General features: G+C 59.1%; 1 protein-coding gene. It reads right to left on the bottom strand.

Annotated features, from left to right (window positions below):
• A partial coding sequence (locus AC0L3O_RS35560; RefSeq protein WP_473618174.1) for a zinc-binding dehydrogenase occupies positions 1 to 325 on the bottom strand: 325 nt, incomplete at both ends.

The raw sequence follows: 325 nt of genomic DNA, 5'->3' as shown, positions 1-325 counted from the left end.
CTGCAGACATAGATCATTTCACGCAGCACGTGGGGCCGATCGCTCTCCATCAGCATCATCTGCTTCGCGCGGTCATAGACGGTGTCTGGTTGACGAAAAGACACGTGACTTTCCATCCCGATGGCGTCGATGCATTTATCTGGCCCCTTGCTGCCTGTAAGCTCGTTCAGCCTTTCAACAACGCTCTCCTCCAGGAAGTTGATGGTGACCGCGCCGCCCGCTCCGGCCATGGAAAGGCGTTCGGGCAGGCAATCTATGCCCACGACCTGCTTGGCACCGAGAAGAATGGCGCTGCGGATTGCCATCTGCCCCACCGGGCCACAGC

The sequence above is a fragment of the Mesorhizobium sp. WSM4810 genome (assembly GCF_055811235.1).
The sequence above is the reverse complement of the archived record's forward strand: the minus strand, read 5'-3'. Positions and strand labels throughout refer to the sequence as shown.